This is a genomic window from Haematobacter missouriensis, assembly GCF_000740775.1.
GTDB classification, from domain to species: Bacteria; Pseudomonadota; Alphaproteobacteria; order Rhodobacterales; family Rhodobacteraceae; genus Haematobacter; species Haematobacter missouriensis.
The window spans coordinates 1-877 of record NZ_JFGS01000099.1; the positions used below are offsets into that span (position 1 = coordinate 1).

Annotated in this window: 1 pseudogene; it reads right to left on the reverse strand. The window is 63.5% G+C overall.

The window, feature by feature from the left end:
* Positions 1-783, reverse strand: a pseudogene (locus CG51_RS18805) (IS1380-like element ISKpn23 family transposase); the annotation flags it as partial.
* Between the last annotated feature and the right edge of the window lie 94 nt (positions 784-877).

Here is an 877-nt window from a genome sequence, read left to right on the forward strand (position 1 = left end):
GGCGGGCAGACGGATGGCGTAGAAGAACCGGGCTTCTTCCAGCCGCTCATAGATCGCGGGGATCGCGTAGGCGGCGTCAGCCCGGAAGAACCGGCCGCAAAGGTCGCGCTCCGCGTAGCGGGCGATGACGGGGTCGAGAACGTCCCGCCAGCCATCGGCGCTGTGGACGTTGCCATGGCGCAAGGCGCAGCGCTCCAGCATGCCGAACTGGTTGAACAAAAAGTTCGGGTGATAGCAGGTGCAGTCGAAATGCCCGTTCCAGGCCGCGCCCTCCTGATCGCCATGGGTGGGGCTGACCGAACTGTCCATGTCCAGAACGATGTACTTCAGCCCGTTACGGTCATGGAACCGGTCGATCCATTGGCCATTCAGGTCGGCCAGCGCGGCACGGTTCTCGGGCTGTGCCAGTGTCTCGGTCTCGAACCGTCCCATCTGCGAGGCCGAGGCCGCTTGCCCATCGACAGCCCTTCCACCCACGACCTGGCGCATCACCGGATCGAGGGCCAGGCGGTCGGCGTCGTTCACATCCTCGTATCCGGCCAGTCGCCCGAACACCGATTGCCGGAACAACCCGTCAAGCCGGTGGACCGTGTTCTTGCCGCGCCGGGTGTCGCGCAATGCTTTTGCCGCCAGATCGGACAGCCCGAGCGCGTCATCCAGCTCGCGCATCACCAGCAGGCCGCCGTCGGAACTGAGCTGCGCACCTCGGAACTCCACATGCACCCGGCGGTCGAACTCGACCCGATCTGCCCGCTTCGAACCCGCACCCTCTGGGTGATCCATCAAACGCGCCCCTCACGGCCATCAACACCATGATTTATATCGGAAATATTGAGATCCTGACAGCAAAATCAGCGATTTACTTGGGGAATGTGGG